Origin of the sequence: Marinimicrobium alkaliphilum, from assembly GCF_003259155.1 — a bacterium.
Taxonomy (GTDB): Bacteria; Pseudomonadota; Gammaproteobacteria; order Pseudomonadales; family Cellvibrionaceae; genus Marinimicrobium_A; species Marinimicrobium_A alkaliphilum.
Genome location: NZ_QGMQ01000006.1, coordinates 105,070 through 122,245, shown reverse-complemented (window position 1 = coordinate 122,245; position 17,176 = coordinate 105,070). Strand labels below are relative to the sequence as shown.

Sequence of the window (17,176 nt, the reverse complement as noted above, 5' to 3'; positions counted from 1 at the left end):
GGCTTAGAACCTATAGCCGTGCAACCTTCCCTCATCGCTCACGCCAATAACCTGCCGGGCGTCGCCTTCGATCGCAAAGCCGTTGGTTAGGTCACCGAAGTAGGCCCTATCGTTCCCCAAGCGCACCACCGGACTGGAGGCGCCAGTATTCAGGTTCACGCGCTGGGCATTCCGTAGCGGGGTTTGCAACACCAGACTGTCGCCGTGGCGGCGGTACTGGCTGACCCGGTCGGTACTGGTCGCGTACAGCTGAGTGCCGTTGCTCATGTCCAGTCCCAGTGTGGCTTCGCTGCCGACCACCACCAGTGTGTTGTTGAGCTGCTCTGTCCCCAGGAGTAAACCACTGCCCACATCGGAGTGATTGAGGCGGTAGCGTTGCTCGCCCGTGGCCAGGTCCAGGCCATTGACATGCTCGCGCTCAACCACAATGACCAGATCACCCTCCACCAGCGGCTGGCTGACCACCATCGGGCCCGTGCGCCAGGTTGAGGCCAGGCCTTCCTGTTGCCACAGGGTGGCACCGGTGTCGGTATCCAATGCCCGCACACCGACGCTGCCATCGAATATCCGGCCGTGACCGGTAACCAGCACTTTCCCCTGATGCACGCTCAGACCATTGTACTGGCCGCGAGCAGCCTCGCTGGCCCAGAGCCTTTCGCCCGTGTGCAGGTCACGTCGTTCCACACGGGCATTGGGAATCACTGCCGCATCACCCAGCATACCGCCGAGCGCACCGGCGGCGCCGCCGGCCTCTGCGCTGGCGATATAGACGCTGCCGCCGTCCAACACGATATGGTGGTCGTTTTCATCACGCCGGTTATTCTCGGCCTGCCACAGCTTGTCGCCATTGCTCAGGTCGAAGGCCTCCAGAGGGCTGCCGTCTACCAGGGCGACATCGCCCTCAATGATCAAGCCACCGGTGCGGCTGCCGCTGTGTTGAGCCAGCCAGCGGAGCTGCCCGTTGGGGCGGATACGCGCCAACGAATCGCCTTGTGAAAAGGACAGATCCGCAATACTGGTGTGCCCGCTGAGCACAAGATAATCCCCGTTCGGCAAGACTTTCACGTCAGCAATGCCGGCACCGTGGAAGTCTGCAAAACGCGCCTTTACCTGGCCGGTGCGCGGGTCCATCATCAGCAGTCCGTCGAAGGTCTTGAAAAAGACATCCTGCGAACCGGGAATTTCGTGCACCACGCGCTCCATGAATGCCGCCATACGCTCGCGCCGCTCTTCGGGACTCTCCGCTTCATGGTCGGCGCCCAGGGCTCCGGCCAATGCCCGTCCTGCACGGCCCGCCGCCTCTTGGATCAGGCCCTCATATTTACTCAGGCTGTAGGCATAGTCGGAGGATGCCCACAGTTGCTCACCACTGCGCGCATCCACGGCAACAATACGTTCCTGTGCTTTGCGGTAGTCAAACATCCAGAAAGTGGACGACGCCTCAAGTGCGGCAATGTCGTAGACATCGGACCAGAGCAGAGAGTTAAGGGAAACTGCCTCGGTTCGACCTCCGGTCTCCACCTCTACACCGACGCTCGTGCCGCCGCGCAGGAAGGCATCCCAAAACGACTCGGGGAAGGCGGCCACTCGCTGGCCATCGCTGGCATCGAGCAGGTACACGGACTTATTACTGGACACCACCAAGCGCTGAGCGTCGTCCATTACATGCAGTGAGCCCAGCGGTGCCACCCGCATATCGGCCTGCCAGGCGGGCTCGATATCTGAAGGGGCGAGTGTTGCGCAGGCGCTGACAAAAATTACAGGCACGCACAGCCGTGCGAATTGTTTTAAAGGCTTCATGATTAAAAGATCCGATTGTGTGCGGTGAACTCACCGGTGATGTTGATGCTGTCGCCAACACATCCCTCAGCCGTGCAGTAGTCTTCCCAGTAAAGATCGGCGACGAACGTGCCGCTCACCGTATCGGCATTGGATTCCGTGATGGTAAGGGTCCCCGTGTGGGTATCCATATCAGACGCATATTCGGTGCTATCCGTGAAACCGCCTTCACCGATGTGGGTAAAAATGGCGTTAAACACTTGGGTGCTGTTGGCTTCGAAGCCAATGTCGTAAGTGCCGACTTCCGGCCGGGCGATACCGTCGCCACCCGCATCGAATGACTCAACCGAAATGGTCAGGCTGAATGATTGGCTGCCGTCGGCACCGTCATGGCCACTCAGCTCCCAAGAGGCGCCTTCGACACCGAAGTCATCAAACTCCATATAATGGAAATCCATCATTCCGCTGAACTGGCCCGTGACGGCACCAGAGGCCGTGAGTGTGACCTGACCGAGCTCACCACCGGAATCTCCACCGGTGTTATCACTGCTCGAGGAGCTGCTGCTCTCGCCACTACCGCCGTTGCCAGGCGGGGTCTCCGTGGAGCTGCTTCCTCCGCAACCGACCACGGTCAGCGCGAAGAAGAATAAGGACATAACCAGCGTTTTATAGCGCATTTTTCTTTCCCTCGAAGTTTATCGACCTTCCCAGTGAAGGTTTCTTGCGCGCGCAGTGTAGGCCAGCGCACCTTACATCCGGCTTACAGGGGCGGATATCGAGGGGGGAGCGCTAGCGCAAGCTTTGGACGAACACCGCGAGAATCAACAGTGGGCAGATGACCCGTACATACACCGGCCAGATTTTCCAGAACAGGGTGCGCTCAATGCCCGGGTGGCCTTCGCGCATTTCTTCCAGGAGTTTATCCCGATGCAGGACCCAGCCGGCGAACAGGCACAGTGCCAGGCCCAATAGGGGTTGGCCGAAGCGGGTGGCGACCACGATGGTCAGGTCGAAGAGGGCGTCCATATTGAAAATCAGCAGGGTGCTGAGGCCAAAAATCGCGAGACTGACCAGGGGGGTAATCAGGGTGCGCGGGCGGCCAGTGATTTCGGTGAGGGTGGCTACGGGGACCTCGAGCATGGAAATGGCGGAAGTGAGCGCGGCGATGGTCATCAAGGCAAAGAATGCCAGGGCCACCCAGGGGCCGGCGGCGCCCATGCCGTCGAACAGGCTCGGCAGCACCTGGAAGATCAGTGCGGGGCCGGCGAGCAGGTTGCCGTCTTCGCCAAAGATGGTGGCCCCCTGAGCCTGGGCCACATACATGGCGGGGATTACCAGCAGCCCGGCGATAAAAGCGATGCTGGTGTCGAGCAGGGTCACTTCCACGCCCAGGCGCGGCAGGCTGTCGTCGCGCTTCAGGTAGGAGCCGTAGATGAGCATGGCGCCGGCACCCAGGGACAGGGAGAAAAACGCCTGGCCCATGGCGCCGAGTAGCAGGTCCGGATCGGTGATGCGGGAAAAGTCCGGAATCAGGTAGGTGCGCAACCCGTCGCTGGCCCCCGGTTGTTGCAGGACATAGACTATCAAGCCGATCAGAATGGCGGCCAGCAGCGGCATCAGGCGGGTACACCAGGCCTCGATGCCCTGCTCGATGCCCCGGGCGATGACCCAGGCACAGAAGGCAGAGAAGACAAAACACAGCAGCAGGTTGCGGGTGAAACCGTCGGTGACAAACCACTGTCCGAGGGCGTCGGCGCCGATCAGGCTGGCGCCCGGTTCGATAAAGGCACCCAGCATCCAGCCCGCGACAATGGTGTAAAAACCCAGAATCAGGCTCGCGACCAGCAGCCCCATCCCCCCGGTGATCCACCCTGCCCAGCGCTTCCAGGGCGTGGGTGAAAGCCCGCCCAGCGCCGTGACAATATTGCTGCGGGCGTAGCGCCCCAGAGTGATTTCGGCCATCAGGGCGGGGTAGGCCACCACGAAGGCCAGCACCAGATACACCAGTACAAAGGCGGCGCCACCGTTGTTGGCGGCTTGCGTGGGGAAGCCCCAGATATTGCCCAGGCCGACGGCGGACCCGGCAGCGGCCATGAGAAAGCCGATTTTGGAACTGAATTGTCCGCGCGCCTGGGTCATGGAGCGTCCTTGGGTAAGGGGTCGTCAAAAGCAGCCATTGTAGCCCCTTCGCCCCGCGGGGCAAAACGCCTCAACCGGTGTGCTGGAGGTCGGCGGCGATACGCAGGGACTGGAGGCGGTCCTGGTGATGGTAAAAGCTGCTGGAAAAAATCAGCTCGTCGGCGCCGGTCAGATCGATCACCGCCTCAAGTTGCTCGCGCACGCTGTCCGGCCCGCCGACCACAGCGTAGTCGTGAAAGCTGTCGACACTCTGGCGTTCGCCCGGCGTCCAGAGGCCTTCCATACTCGCCACCGGGGGTTTCAGGCGCAGACTTTCGCCGCGCACCAGGGACAGGATGCTCTGCTGCATGGTCGTAAACAGGGTGCGGGCACGCTCATCGGTATCCGCAGCGGCAAAGGGGATGGCGACCGCCACGTAGGGTTCGGTCAACGCCTCAGAGGGCGTGAAGCTGGCGCGATACACATGCAGGGCTTCAATCAGATGGCGCGGAGCGAAGTGCGCTGCAAAGGCGTAAGGCAGTCCGCGCTGTCCCGCGAGCTGGGCGCTGAACAGGCTTGAACCCAATAGCCACACCGGCACCCGGGTGTCGCACCCCGGGCGTGCCAGGACCCGCTGACCCGCTTGGGCCGGACCGAGAAAGGCCTGCAGCTCCGCCAGTTGCTCGGGAAAGTCGTCAACACTGTCATCGCGCCGTCGGCGCAGGGCGCGGGCGGTGGCCATGTCCGAGCCGGGGGCGCGGCCGATGCCCAGGTCGATGCGCTCGGGGAACAGCTCGGCCAGAGTGCCGAAGGCTTCGGCGACGGTCAGGGGCGGGTGGTTGGGGAGCATGATACCGCCCGAACCGACACGGATATGGTGCGTGGCAGCGGCCACCTGGCCGATCAGCACCGCGGTGGCAGAGCTTCCGATGCCGTCCATATTGTGGTGTTCCGCCAGCCAAAAACGCCGGTAACCCAGGCGTTCAGCTTCCCGGGCGGTGTCCACCAGTTCGGCGTAGGCTTCGGCATAGCTGCCGTTGTCGCGCAGGTGCGCGAGGTCCAGCAGGGAAAAAGGGGTGGAAGCGATCAGAGACATCAGGGGCTCCCGTCGTTGAGTGGCGGTGCGCCTAGCGCACCGTGTGTTGCATGATCCGCTGTTTCTGCCGGTTCCAGTCGCGCTCCTTTTCGGTTTCGCGCTTGTCGTGCTCCTTCTTGCCCTTGCCCAGGGCGATTTCGCATTTCACCAGGTGGCCTTTCCAGTAGAGCGCGGTAGCGACCACCGCGTAGCCTTTCTGCTCAGCGGCCTCCTGGAACTTGGCGAGCTCGCGCTTCTTGAGCAGCAGCTTGCGGGTCCGGGTGGGATCGGTCACAAAGTGAGTCGAGGCGGTGGCTAGCGGTGTGATCTGGGCACCCAGGAGCCAGGCCTCGCCGTTCTTGAACAGCACATAAGTGTCGGTCAGCTGAACCTTGCCTTCGCGCAGGCTTTTGACTTCCCAGCCCAGCAGCGAGATACCGGCCTCGGTGCGTTCGGTCAGGTGATAGTCAAACTTGGCGCGCTTGTTCAGGGCAATGGTGTTGCTGCCTGCCTGCTTCTTTTTGGCCATAGGGGCGTATATCAACCAGTGGGTGAATGAAACCGCGCATTATAGCCACTTAGGGTGGGCAGTGTCTCGGTTTGCCTTTATCCGCGCGGGTAAATCCCGCTACAATCACGGTTTTGCGCGCCTGACCAGCACGAGGACTCACGCTTGAAGCATCCGCAGCGACAACACGCCATCTGGGGCCATCGGGGGACCTTTATCCTCGCGGCCACCGGTTCGGCGGTGGGTCTCGGTAATATCTGGAAGTTTCCCTATGTTGCCGGTGAGAATGGCGGAGGCGCCTTTGTTCTGCTCTACCTGCTGGGTATTGTGCTGGTGGGGGTGCCGATCATGGTGGCCGAGGTGCTTATGGGCCGTCGGGCTCGGGCCAACCCCATTGGCGCTGTGGGAGCCGTCAGTGCCGAATCCGGGCGCTCACCCCTGTGGTCGGCGATCGGCTGGTGTGGGGTCATTACCGCCTTTCTGATCCTTTCCTACTACAGCGTCGTTGCCGGCTGGACCCTGGAGTATGTCAAAGCGGCGGTCACCGGTCAGTTCGCCGGTCAGAGCGGTGAGCAGGCCGGTGCGGTCTTTTCCGCTTTGTTGGCGGACCCCTACCGCCTGGTGCTCTGGCAGAGCGTTTTCATCGCCATGACCGCGATCGTGCTGGCCTTCGGTGTCACTCGCGGGCTGGAGACGACGGTGCGGGTACTGATGCCGTTGCTGTTTGTGCTCCTGTTGGTGATGCTGGGCTATGCCGTACAGGTCGGCGATTTTGGCGCCGCAGTCCGGTTCCTGTTCAGCTTCAATGTCAGCGACCTGTCCTGGGCCAAGGCTTCGGTGGCGTTGGGTCACTCCTTCTTCACCCTGAGCCTCGCGATGGGTGCGATCATGGCCTATGGCTCCTACATGCCCAAGCGTGCCTCCATCGGCAAGACGGTCTTTGCCGTGGCCGGGTTGGATACCTTGGTGGCGCTGGTGGCGGGGTTGGCGATCTTTCCCATTGTTTTCGCCACCGCCGGGATCGAACCGGGCGAAGGGCCGGGATTGATGTATATCAGCCTGCCTGTGGCCTTTGGTAGCATGCCCGCAGGGGTGCTGTTTGGCAGTGTGTTTTTTGTGCTGGTCACTTTGGCCGCCTGGAGTTCCACAATCTCCCTGCTTGAGCCTCTGGTCGCCTATATCAACGAACGCTTCGGCCTTGCCCGTCCGCTGGCGACCCTGGCCATTGCGTTCGCCGCCTGGCTGCTGGGCCTGGGGACGGTGTTGTCCTTTAACGTCTGGGAGGGGCAGCAGTGGTTGCTCGGGCGCAACTTCTTCGGGTTGCTGGACTTCTTTACCATCAATGTCATGCTGCCACTGGGCGGCCTGTTGATGGCCATCTTCGTCGGCTGGCGGGTGCTGCCGCGCTACAGCCGGCTTGAGTTACGTCAGGAGCCCGCCTGGATGTACAATGCGTGGCTTTGGGCGTTGCGCTACCTGGCCCCGCCGGCGGTCCTGGTGATCATGATCGCCAGTATTTATGCCGAGCTGGCCCCCTGATAACGGAGTGATTTTGACAAATCGTATTGAACGCACGGCTCTGGTGAATTACTCACCGCAACAAATGTTCGAGCTGGTGAACGCTATCGAGACCTACCCGGAATTTATGGAGGGGTGTCGTTCCGCCGAGGTTCTGGCCCGGGGCGATGACTGGCTGGAGGCGCGCCTGGAGCTGAGTGCTGCGGGGATCAGTCAGGACTTCATCACCCGCAACCGCCTCGACCCGCCGCACCAGATGACCATGAGCCTGGTCGAGGGACCCTTTTCTCTGTTTGAAGGCTGCTGGAGTTTCAGTGAACTGGAAAACGGGTGCGAAGTGGGTTTCAAGCTGGAGTTTGCCCTTAAAAATCGCCTGCTGGGTATGGCCGTGGGTAAGGTTCTGGAAGTCATGGCGAGCCACCAGGTGGACGCGATCTGCGCCCGGGCGCGCCAGGTTTACGGTGTCGCTCCGGCGCACCCATAAGCCCCCGTTTACGAGAGAGCAATGATGGCAGATGTGGATTTGATTACCGTGGAAGTGGCCTATGCGTTGCCCCACGAGCAGAAGATCATCGAAGTGTTGGTAGAACCGGGCACCACTGCGTTCCAGGCGGCAGTGCGTTCAGGCATTACCCGGCACTTCCCTGATCTGGACCTGGAGAGCGCCAAGATGGGGATTTTTGGTCAGGCGTTGGGCACCAAGGGCCTGAAGCCGCCCAAAGAGCACGAATTGCAGCCAGGGGATCGTGTAGAAATCTACCGCCCGCTCACCGCTGACCCCAAAGAGGTGCGCCGAAAGCGGGCGGAGAAAGCCAAAAACGCTTAGAGTTCGGGGCCGTCCATCAGTGGCTCGATCTGCTCGGGCTCCTCGGTGGTCAGGTCAATATCGCCGCTCGCCGCTGCGTCGCCAGTGGCAATGGGCTGATAGTCACCTTCCATCCGGGCCAGGGTATCCTCTTCAAAATAGAGGGTCATATGGCGCTCGGTGAAGTCGCCGTTGGCTCGACGCATACTGTAGTAGTAATCCCAGCGGTCGGGGTTGAAGGTGTCAATAAGCAGGGGGTTGCCCAGCACAAAGGCCACCTGGCGTTTGGTCAAGCCCATTTCCAGCTGGTCGAGCATCTCCTCGGTGATGATGTGGCCCTGCTGGATATTGAATTTATGCACGCCGGGAAACTGAAAGGTACAGGCGCTGGTCAGAATGAGCAGCGCAGAAATCAGTGCCACGCGGCGCCATTGCTGTATGATTGCGAGTGAATACACGAAAAACTTCCACTTATCAGAATGAAACGGGATAATACCTGATCAACGTAAACGCTGAGAAGGGCTTGGGTGAAATCAATGACCGACGAAAACCAGGAACTGCGTAAAGCTGGCCTTAAAGTAACCTTGCCGCGCGTAAAAATTCTGCAAATGCTCGAAACCGCTGAAGAGCATCATATGAGTGCAGAGGACGTCTACAAGGCCCTGATTGAGTCCGGTGATGACGTCGGTTTGGCCACCGTTTACCGGGTGCTGACCCAGTTCGAGAGCGCCGGCCTGGTGATGCGCCACAATTTTGATGGCGGTCACTCGGTGTTTGAGCTCGCGCGGGGCGAGCACCACGACCATATGGTGTGTATTGACTCGGGCAAGGTGATCGAGTTCCATAACGAGGAGATCGAGCGATTACAGCAGAAAATCGCGGAAGAGCATGGATTCGAGCTCGCTGACCATAATCTGGTGCTGTACGTGAAGCCCAAGAAGGGTTCGTAAGCCGCTTTCCGATCGGGCTGGGTGCCTCAGCTGTCGGATTACGCTGCGCTAATCCGACCTACTCAAGCAATGGCGCGGTTTTCGGGGTTGGGTGGTGTTTTGTCGGATTACGCCCTGCGGGCTAATCCGACCTACGTGAACAATGGCACGATTTTCGGGGTTGGGTGGTGTTTTGTCGGATTACGCCCTGCGGGCTAATCCGACCTACGTGAACAATGGCGCGGTTTTCGGGGTTGGGTGGTGTTTTGTCGGATTGCGCCCTGTGGGCTAATCCGACCTACACGAACAATGGCACGCTGTTTCCAGTAGGTCGGATTAGCGCAGCGTAATCCGACATCTGAGGCAATCATCTCTCAACCCGCGTCCCTGATCTCTGGCACCCATCTCTCCGCCCGTGTTCCTTAATCCACCCTCATCCTCACGACGCCAAAATCTCCCTCGCGTGGGCCAGCGACTGCTCGGTCACGTTCATTCCCCCGAGCATGCGCGCAATTTCCTCCACCTTGGCATCACCTTCCAGCGGCACCAGGGTCGACTCGGCGCTGTCCTTGCGGGTGGTCTTGCACACCTGCAGGTGCTGGTGGCCTTTGCTCGCGACCTGCGCCAGGTGGGTCACGCAGATTACCTGGCCGCGCTTCCCCAGCTCCCGCAGCAGCAGTCCCACTACATCCCCGGTGGCGCCGCCAATACCCACATCCACCTCGTCAAATACCAGGGTGGGGGTGGCTGACGTCTGCGCCGTGACCACCTGAATGGCCAGGCTGATGCGCGACAGCTCACCGCCGGACGCAACCTTGTTGAGTGGGCGCGCCGGTTGGCCGGGGTTGGTGCTGATCAGAAACTCGATCTCTTCCAGGCCGTGCAGGCCCGGCTTCTCGGTCTGGGGCGTGAGGGCCACTGTCAGGGTGGCCGCCTCCATCGCCAGGGCTTTGAGCTGCTTGTTGACCGCGCGGGCCAGCTTGTCCGCTGCTTTCTGGCGCTCGCCCGAGAGTTTCTGCGCCAGCGTCCGGAAGTGAGTCTCAGCCTCGTTGACCTGAACTTCAAGCTGGTCGAGCCGTTCGTCGCCACCTTGCAGGTTCTCCAGCTCTTCGCTCAGCTGCCGGGTCAGTTCGGGCAGCTCGGCTGGCTGGATGCGGTGCTTGCGTGCGACCTCGTAAAGCGCCGTGAGGCGTTCCTCCACCTGCTGCAAGCGATCCGGGTCGATGTTGAAGCTGTCGATATGGTGCTCGATTTCGCGCCCGGCTTCTTCCACTTGAATCTGGGCGCTGGTGAGCAACTGCTCGGCTTCCTGCAGCGCGCTGGATTTCTCCGGCATGCGCTGCAAGACCTGTAGCGCCCGGTGCAGCTGGGTGCCCAGGCCTTGTTCGTCGTCGTTGCACAGGCCGAGCACTTGATGGCTCGACTGCAGAATTTCCTCGGCGTGGGCGAGGCTGCGCTGCTCGCTTTCGAGCTCGTCCAGCTCGCCTTCTTTCAGGTCCAGTTGGACCAGCTCCTCGACCTGATAGCTCAGGAGCTGATAGCGAGCACTCACTTCGGCGGCGTTGTCGCGCAGATGCCGGTAGCGCTCATCGAGCTGCTGCCAGTCGCGCCAGCCCTGGCGTACCTCGCGCGCCAGAGCGCTCTGGCCGGCAAACTCATCGAGCAGGCGCCGGTGAGTGTCTTTTACCAGCAGGGACTGGTGCTCGTGCTGGCTGTGCAGGTCGATCAGCATTTCGCCCAGGGTGCGCAGTTGTTGGAGGGTTACGGGCTGGCCGTTGATAAAGCCCCGGGAGCGGCCATCGGCGTTGATCACCCGGCGCAGCAGGCAGTCTTCGGGGTGGTCGGGCTGTTGCAGATCGTGCTCTTCCAGCCAGTGCTGGGCGCGGGCGATCCTGCTCAGGTCGAAATGGGCGTGGATATCGGCGCGTTTTGCGCCGGTTTTGACCCGCCCGCCATCGGCGCGATCACCCAAGGTGAGGCCGAGCGCATCGAGCACAATCGACTTGCCCGCGCCGGTTTCCCCGGTGATCACCGTCATGCCCGGCTTGAGCTCCAAATCCAGGCGCTCGACCAGGGTAAATTGCTGAATACTGAGATGTGTAAGCATGCGTGAGTCTCCTCACCCGGTAATTGTCTGGTTATTTATACAGGTTTTTGCGGCGCTCTGCCAGATCCCGGGTAAATTTTCCGGGGGTGCCTTGAATCCGGTCAGCAGGCCCCCATATCGGTAAGCACATCACTCTTTGAACGGCCCGGCGCCGAGCGCGCGGCCGGCTAACCAACGTAGCGGAGAACGACGTGGCGAAAGACGACTATCAGCAAGCAGCGGAGGCCGAGGCGGCTGACGCCCCCGACGCGCCAGAGCAGACCGGTAGCGGGGAGCAGGAAGGCGAACCGGTTGACGTGTCCCCCGAGGCTCTGCAGGCCCAACTGGCGGATTTGACCCAGGCCCTGGTGACGGCCAAGGAGGACGCCCTGCGCGCTCAAGCCGAGGCCCAGAATGCCCGCCGTCGAGCGGAGCAGGACATCGAAAAGGCACACAAATTTGGCCAGGAAAAGCTGGTACAGGATCTGTTGCCGGTAGTGGACAACCTGGAGCGGTCGCTGGCCGCCATCGACCAGAGCGACGAAAGCTTCAAGGCGGTGATTGAGGGCATCGAGCTGACCCACAAGTCCTTTGTGGACACCCTGCTAAAGCACAACGTGCACCCGATCAATCCCGAGGGCGAGCCCTTTGACCCCCAGCTCCATCAGGCCATGACTATGGTGCCCAGCGCTGATGTCGAGCCCAATACGGTGGTCAATGTGTTTCAGAAGGGCTACACCCTGCACGGTCGCCTGGTGCGCCCGGCGATGGTGGTGGTGGCCAAGGCCCAGGATTAAGCTTTTCGCGAATCGGCCTTGAAAACCGCCAAAACGCGCCAATATAGAGAGTAACCGTTCACGAACGGACCCGAATTCATAGCAAGCCGCCCACCAGCGCGGCGCGAGCAAACCTTTTTAGGAGACAGTTATTATGGGCAAGATCATCGGTATTGACCTGGGGACCACCAACTCCTGTGTTTCGATCATGGAAGGTGGCAAATCCAAAGTTATTGAGAACGCCGAAGGCGATCGCACCACACCGTCGATTGTGGCGTTTACGGATGACAGCGAGATTCTGGTAGGCCAGAGCGCCAAGCGCCAGGCCGTCACCAATCCGCACAACACCCTGTACGCCGTCAAGCGCCTGATCGGACGCAAATTTAAAGACGACGTCGTGCAGAAAGACATCAAGATGGTGCCGTACAAAATTGTCGAAGCCGACAACGGCGATGCCTGGGTAGAGGTTAAGGGCGACAAGAAAGCGCCGCCGCAAATCTCGGCCGAAGTGCTGAAGAAGATGAAGAAGACCGCCGAGGATTACCTGGGCGAGAAAGTGACCGAAGCGGTAATCACCGTGCCGGCCTACTTCAACGACTCTCAGCGTCAGGCCACCAAGGACGCCGGTAAAATTGCCGGACTCGACGTCAAGCGCATCATCAACGAACCGACGGCGGCGGCACTGGCCTACGGTATGGACCAACAGAAAGGCGATCGCACCATCGCGGTTTTTGACCTCGGTGGCGGCACCTTCGATATTTCCATTATCGAAATTGCCGACGTCGATGGCGAGCACCAGTTCGAAGTGCTGTCGACCAACGGTGACACCTTCCTGGGTGGTGAAGACTTCGATATGCGCCTGATCGAATACCTGGCAGCCGAGTTCAAGAAAGACCAGGGCATCGACCTGCACAACGATCCGCTGGCTCTGCAGCGCCTGAAAGAGGCCGCGGAGAAAGCCAAAATTGAGCTGTCTTCCAGCCAGCAGACGGAAGTCAATCTGCCGTACATTACCGCAGACGCGACCGGTCCCAAGCACTTGGTGGTAAAACTGAGCCGCGCCAAGCTCGAATCACTGGTTGAAGAGCTGGTCGACCGTTCACTGGAGCCGGTAAAAATGGCCATCAAAGATGCGGGCGTATCGGTCAACGATATCAGTGACGTGATCTTGGTGGGCGGCCAAACCCGCATGCCGCTGGTGCAGAAGAAAGTCTCCGACTTCTTCGGCAAAGACCCGCGTAAAGACGTCAACCCGGATGAGGCAGTGGCCATGGGCGCAGCGATTCAGGGCGCGGTATTGGCCGGCGACGTCAAAGACGTACTGCTGCTGGACGTGACCCCGCTGACCTTGGGTATCGAAACCATGGGTGGTGTGGCCACACCCTTGATCGACAAGAACACCACCATCCCGACCAAAAAGTCGCAGGTGTTCTCCACCGCCGACGACAACCAGACCGCAGTGACCATTCACGTGGTACAGGGCGAGCGCAAACAGGCGTCCCAGAACAAATCCCTGGGCCGTTTCGATCTGGCAGATATTCCGCCGGCACCGCGCGGCGTGCCGCAGGTAGAGGTGACCTTCGACATCGACGCCAACGGTATTCTCAACGTGAGCGCGAAAGACAAGGCGACCGGCAAAGAGCAGTCCATCGTCATTAAAGCCTCCTCGGGCCTGAACGATGAAGAAATTGAAAAAATGGTGAAAGACGCCGAGGCCAACGCCGAAGCGGACCGCAAGTTTGAGGAAATGGTTACCGCGCGCAACACCCTGGAAGGGCTGGTGAACGCGACCCAGAAAACCTTGAAAGAAGCGGGCGATAAAGCCACTGACGACGAGAAGTCGGCGATTGAAACAGCTGTGACCGAAGCCGAAGAAGCGCTTAAGGCGGATGATCTGGACAAGATCAAAGCGGCAACTGACAAGTTGACCGAAGCTTCGGGCAGCCTGGCGCAGAAGATGTACGCCGAGCAGGCCGGTCAGGCTGAAGGTGCGGCTGATGCGACCCAGGGTCAGAGCCATGAGGCGGACGACGGTGCTGTCGACGCTGAGTTCGAAGAAGTCAAAGACGACGAGAAAAAGTAAGCCGGGCGCGAGGCCGGTGCCGGCCGGCCTCGGCCGCTGTTACGGCAATGGATATGACAATGCGGGCCCGGCCCGCATTTGTTGTTTCAGATGATACAAACCAGAAAGCGAATTGAGCATGGCTAAACGCGACTATTACGAAATACTGGGCGTCGACCGCGACGTGTCGGCGGCAGACCTGAAGAAGGCCTACCGCCGGGTAGCAATGAAGCATCACCCGGATCGCAACCCGGGTGACAAGGCCGCCGAGGACAAGTTCAAGGAGGCCAGCGAGGCCTATGAAGTTCTGTCGGACGCACAGAAACGCGCGGCCTACGACCAGTACGGCCACGCCGGCGTCGATCAGAATGCCGGCATGGGCGGCGCGGGTGCCGGAGCCGGTGGTTTTGGCAACTTCAGCGATATTTTTGGCGATGTGTTTGGCGATATTTTCGGCGGTGCGGGCGGCGGCCGCGGTCGCGGCGGCCCGAGTCGCGGCGCGGACCTGCGCTATACCCTCGACCTGAGCCTGGAGCAGGCGGTGCGCGGCACCACGGTGCAGATCAAAGTGCCGACCCTGGTGGCCTGTGACACCTGTGATGGCAGCGGTGCCAAAAAAGGCACCTCGCCCAAAACCTGTACCACCTGTGGCGGTATCGGTCAGGTGCGTATGCAGCAGGGCTTCTTCTCGGTGCAGCAGACCTGCCCCACCTGCCGCGGTCGCGGCACTATCATTACCGACCCTTGTGATGCCTGTCACGGCCAGGGCCGAAAGGAAGAGACCAAGACGCTCTCGGTCAAGGTGCCTGCCGGTGTCGATACCGGTGATCGAATCCGCTTGAGCGGTGAAGGTGAGGCGGGTATGGATGGCGGCCCGGCCGGGGATCTGTATGTGCAGGTGAGCGTGCGCGAGCACGAAATCTTCACCCGCGACGGCAACAATCTCTACTGCGAAGTGCCCATCGACTTTGTCGACGCGGCGCTCGGCGGCGAGCTGGAAGTACCTACCCTCGATGGCCGAGTGAAACTGAAGGTCCCGGCGGAAACCCAGACCGGCAAACTGTTCAAATTGCGCGGCAAGGGCGTCACTCCGGTGCGCGGCGGCGCTACCGGGGACCTGCTGTGCCGCGTGGTCGTGGAGACACCGGTCAACCTCACCAGTAAGCAGAAAGACCTGTTGCGGGAGTTTCAGAACACCACCAAAGGCGGCAAAAACTCCCCGCGCCAGCGCAGCTGGTTCGACGGCATGAAAAACTTCTTTGGGGATATGAAAATCTAGAGTGGGTGCGCCCGGTAGTGTTTGCGCCGGGCGCTTCAATAGCCGGGGTAGCGCGCCATGGTTCTGCGGGCCAGCCGCTCCTTCGCCCGTCTGACCCAGGGCCCGGCGAAGATCCACTGGCCCCAATGGGTCAGCGCTTGCTCGCTGCCCAAATCCACCCAGGTGCGTGCGGTTTTGAACGGGCCTGATTTCAGGGCTTCGCCTTTGAGGCACGCATTCAGGTTGTGGGCCAGGCGCTGGCTTTGTTGTTCCAGCGATGCGTTGGCCAGGCTCAGCGGGGGCGCTGCCGGGTTGAGTGCCACATCGCCGACGGCGAAGAGCTTCTCGCAGCCCTTGACCTGAAGAGTGGATTCCACAGTCAGCCGACCGCTGGCATCGGCCGTCAAGCCCGAGCTTTCCAGCCAGGCGCCGCCACCGCTTGCGTTCAATAAAATCACCTGATCCAGACGCAGCAGTTGCTGGTGCTCGCTCAGCACCCGGTCGCTTTCAATGGTGCCAATGGGAAAGCGGGTATGGATACGCACTTTTTGTTGGTAGAGCGTGAGTGCGACCCGCAGTTGCAGCGCGCGCTCAGTGTCCGCAGGCAGATCCGAGCCGGTGGTAATCAGGTGCAACTCCACCGGAATGCTCGAGCGCCGATCGTTCTGCACGCTTTCCTGAATCGCCAGCGCCATCTCAATCGCCAGAGACGAATCGCCCACAATACCGAGGCTCAGTGGTCGGGTGCGTTCGCTCAGGTGTTCGCGCAGTTGTTGCCACAGGGGTAAAAAGTGTTGCACCGGAAACAGGCTCAAGGCGTGCTCCTCGGCGCCGGGTAGCGCGGTGATCGGCCGTGCGCCGGTATTGAGTGAGGCGACGGAAAAACCCAGTTCGCGCCCGTCGTCGAGCCAGGCGCGGCGCGCAGCCTGATCAATTCCGGCAATGCGTCCGTAGAGCAGCTCAACGCCCGCGCGTTCACACAGGTGGGCCAGATCGATATGGCATTCACGGAACCGGTACTTTCCACACAGCAGACCCGGCAACATTGGGCCATAGGCCACAAAGCGCTCGGGCGCGACCAGAACAACCCGGTCGTCGGGGAGGTGTTTGAGTAGTCTGTGCAGAAGCAGGTGCCGGTGAGCATGTCCGCCGCCAGCCAGCAGAAGAGTGTTAGCCATTGAAAAGCCGGTACCTCAATCGCGCTTGTTTCAGTACCGAGAGGATACCTGAGCGTTGAGGTCAGCGATAGGGGTTATTCCCGGGCGGGCTGCTGGTGACCGAGCTTGGTGTCGTCGTTTTCTACGTAACCGAACAGGTAGTCGTGCAGAATGTCCACCTGATGCTGGCTGACGTAAGCATCGAGCTCCGCCAGACTGGCCAGGCTGGGGGTGATTGCGGCTTTCTCGTCCGCGCGGTAATCCCGCGTGGTGAGCACAAACGCGTAGCGGGCCCCTTCAGTGTCGTTGGCGGGGCGGTGCATCAGCTGCAGCACGCGAAAATCAAAGTCCATGCACATGCGCATCAGTTGCGGATAATTTGATTCCTGCCGGTTAATAAAGCGAATTTCCCGGCTGGCGAGCAAATCATCTTGGCTGAGTGAGTAACTGGGCATACACTTCCTCTCGGGCGGTTGAGCTGCGTGTGGGCGACCGGTGCTCACGCTCTGTGGTTATGGTCGCAATTACACCACAGGGAGGAGGCCGGAACCTGTGACTCACGTCGCAGAACGGGCGCTCAAAGCGTCAATAAAATGTCGCACAATGTGCCAAAAAAACTGAGGAAAATCGTTATGATTCAGCGGCTGCGCGCCTTTGCGCTGATAGTGCTCGCCCTGACCACACTTGCCGGCTGTCAGAGTTGGTACAACCTGAAGGAGCCTTCGGTGCAGGTGACCGGCTTGCGCCTGCTGCCCTCTCAGGGTTTTCAGCAACGCATCGCCGTGGACCTGAACATTCTGAATCCCAACGACCGGGATTTGTCCCTGCGCGGCATCTCTTATAGTATCGACATCAACAACATCAAGCTGCTCGAAGGTGCCTCTCGCCAGGTGCCCGTGCTCAAGGCTTACGAACAGACGGCAGTGACCCTCGAGGTAACTGCCGGGTTGGTGGAAGCCGTGCGCATTGCCGAGCAGGTGATGCGCAATGGTCTGGGGCAGGGGGTGGACTACCGCCTGGAAGCGCGGCTCGATTTCACGCGCTTTCTGCCGGACATGACCGTGATCGAAGAGGGGCGCGTACCGCTGACGCGCTGAGCCCCGAG

17 protein-coding genes are annotated in these 17,176 nt (G+C 60.7%); 8 read left to right on the top strand and 9 right to left on the bottom strand.

Annotated features, from left to right (window positions below; genetic code table 11):
- Positions 1-3: 3 nt before the first annotated feature.
- From DKW72_RS11135 to smpB, 5 genes are all read right to left on the bottom strand, one after another.
- A complete protein-coding gene (locus DKW72_RS11135) occupies positions 4-1,800 on the bottom strand; it encodes an outer membrane protein assembly factor BamB family protein (protein WP_111642446.1) in 1,797 nt (598 codons plus the stop codon).
- A 2-nt stretch (positions 1,801-1,802) separates the two neighbouring features.
- On the bottom strand, positions 1,803-2,456 hold the full coding sequence (locus DKW72_RS11130) for a hypothetical protein (protein ID WP_111642445.1): 654 nt from the start codon (positions 2,454-2,456) through the stop codon (positions 1,803-1,805).
- Positions 2,457-2,568: 112 nt separating this feature from the next.
- On the bottom strand, positions 2,569-3,918 hold the full coding sequence (locus tag DKW72_RS11125; RefSeq protein ID WP_111642444.1) for a sodium-dependent transporter: 1,350 nt from the start codon (positions 3,916-3,918) through the stop codon (positions 2,569-2,571).
- A 70-nt stretch (positions 3,919-3,988) separates the two neighbouring features.
- Positions 3,989-4,993: an LLM class flavin-dependent oxidoreductase gene (locus tag DKW72_RS11120; RefSeq protein WP_111642443.1), complete on the bottom strand. Its 1,005-nt coding sequence runs from the start codon at positions 4,991-4,993 to the stop codon at positions 3,989-3,991.
- A gap of 31 nt (positions 4,994-5,024) precedes the next feature.
- Positions 5,025-5,501 (bottom strand): SsrA-binding protein SmpB, encoded by a 477-nt coding sequence (gene smpB / locus DKW72_RS11115; protein WP_111642442.1) that lies wholly within the window; start codon positions 5,499-5,501, stop codon positions 5,025-5,027.
- A gap of 144 nt (positions 5,502-5,645) precedes the next feature.
- Here smpB and DKW72_RS11110 point away from each other — a divergent pair, with 144 nt between their 5' ends.
- The 3 genes from DKW72_RS11110 to DKW72_RS11100 are packed head-to-tail and all read left to right on the top strand — an operon-like array spanning position 5,646 to position 7,824.
- Positions 5,646-7,019, top strand: a complete 1,374-nt coding sequence (locus DKW72_RS11110) for a sodium-dependent transporter (protein WP_111642441.1) — start codon at positions 5,646-5,648, stop codon at positions 7,017-7,019.
- Between the two features lie 13 nt (positions 7,020-7,032).
- Positions 7,033-7,482, top strand: a complete 450-nt coding sequence (locus DKW72_RS11105) for a type II toxin-antitoxin system RatA family toxin (RefSeq protein WP_111642620.1) — start codon at positions 7,033-7,035, stop codon at positions 7,480-7,482.
- A gap of 24 nt (positions 7,483-7,506) precedes the next feature.
- Positions 7,507-7,824, top strand: a complete 318-nt coding sequence (locus tag DKW72_RS11100; RefSeq protein ID WP_111642619.1) for an RnfH family protein — start codon at positions 7,507-7,509, stop codon at positions 7,822-7,824.
- Here the strand turns inward: DKW72_RS11100 and DKW72_RS11095 are convergent.
- Positions 7,821-8,261, bottom strand: a complete 441-nt coding sequence (locus tag DKW72_RS11095; protein WP_232522382.1) for an outer membrane protein assembly factor BamE — start codon at positions 8,259-8,261, stop codon at positions 7,821-7,823. The two genes, DKW72_RS11100 and DKW72_RS11095, sit on opposite strands and share 4 nt — an antisense overlap.
- 78 nt (positions 8,262-8,339) lie before the next feature.
- On the opposite strand from DKW72_RS11095, the gene fur reads away from it, so the two are divergent.
- Positions 8,340-8,753, top strand: coding sequence for a ferric iron uptake transcriptional regulator (fur, locus tag DKW72_RS11090; protein ID WP_111642440.1), 414 nt, complete (start codon positions 8,340-8,342; stop codon positions 8,751-8,753).
- Between the two features lie 418 nt (positions 8,754-9,171).
- Here the strand turns inward: fur and recN are convergent, their stop codons facing one another.
- A complete protein-coding gene (recN, locus tag DKW72_RS11085) occupies positions 9,172-10,839 on the bottom strand; it encodes a DNA repair protein RecN (RefSeq protein WP_111642439.1) in 1,668 nt (555 codons plus the stop codon).
- Between the two features lie 191 nt (positions 10,840-11,030).
- Between recN and grpE the strand changes: the two genes are divergently transcribed.
- From grpE to dnaJ, 3 genes are all read left to right on the top strand, one after another.
- Positions 11,031-11,615, top strand: a complete 585-nt coding sequence (grpE, locus tag DKW72_RS11080; RefSeq protein ID WP_111642438.1) for a nucleotide exchange factor GrpE — start codon at positions 11,031-11,033, stop codon at positions 11,613-11,615.
- A gap of 133 nt (positions 11,616-11,748) precedes the next feature.
- Positions 11,749-13,677 carry a molecular chaperone DnaK gene (dnaK, locus tag DKW72_RS11075; RefSeq protein ID WP_111642437.1) on the top strand — a complete coding sequence of 643 codons (1,929 nt, stop codon included), beginning with the start codon at positions 11,749-11,751 and terminating at the stop codon, positions 13,675-13,677.
- 118 nt (positions 13,678-13,795) lie between these two features.
- Positions 13,796-14,935, top strand: coding sequence for a molecular chaperone DnaJ (gene dnaJ, locus DKW72_RS11070; RefSeq protein WP_111642436.1), 1,140 nt, complete (start codon positions 13,796-13,798; stop codon positions 14,933-14,935).
- 35 nt (positions 14,936-14,970) lie between these two features.
- On the opposite strand, the gene DKW72_RS11065 is transcribed toward dnaJ, so the two are convergent.
- Both DKW72_RS11065 and DKW72_RS11060 read right to left on the bottom strand, forming a co-directional pair.
- Complete coding sequence (locus tag DKW72_RS11065) at positions 14,971-16,092, bottom strand: FAD-dependent oxidoreductase (RefSeq protein ID WP_111642435.1); 1,122 nt, start codon at positions 16,090-16,092, stop codon at positions 14,971-14,973.
- Positions 16,093-16,166: 74 nt separating this feature from the next.
- Positions 16,167-16,526: a hypothetical protein gene (locus DKW72_RS11060; RefSeq protein ID WP_111642434.1), complete on the bottom strand. Its 360-nt coding sequence runs from the start codon at positions 16,524-16,526 to the stop codon at positions 16,167-16,169.
- 177 nt (positions 16,527-16,703) lie between these two features.
- Between DKW72_RS11060 and DKW72_RS11055 the strand changes: the two genes are divergently transcribed.
- Entirely contained in the window at positions 16,704-17,168 is a 465-nt protein-coding gene (locus tag DKW72_RS11055; RefSeq protein ID WP_157960466.1) for an LEA type 2 family protein, read from the top strand.
- Positions 17,169-17,176 lie beyond the last annotated feature (8 nt).